The following is a 270-nucleotide window of genomic DNA, read 5'->3' on the forward strand; positions in this document are numbered from 1 at the left end:
TCTCGGGCGCGTTCGGGCCGTCGCCGTCCTGCACCGAGAACACGAAGTCTTTGCACAGCGCGAGCGCCGAGTTGACCGCGCGCGTCACGCGCACCTGGCCGTGACCGTTTTCGATCGGCAACGTGTGTTTGACCGACCACGGCTTCGTTTCGCCGACCGCCATCGTCCCGACCAGCGCCGCCATCAGATCCTGCTGATCCTTGTGCATGCTGCGCATGTAGCGCGCGACCGCTTCGTCGGTGGCGGCCTGCACCGCCACGCCGACGCCGA

Annotated in this window: 1 pseudogene; it reads right to left on the reverse strand. The window is 67.8% G+C overall.

Annotated features, from left to right (window positions below):
- Positions 1–270, reverse strand: a pseudogene (locus tag AB3X95_RS38995) (hypothetical protein); the annotation flags it as partial.

It is taken from the genome of Paraburkholderia sp. BR13444 (assembly GCF_040948755.1).
GTDB lineage: Bacteria > Pseudomonadota > Gammaproteobacteria > Burkholderiales > Burkholderiaceae > Paraburkholderia > Paraburkholderia youngii.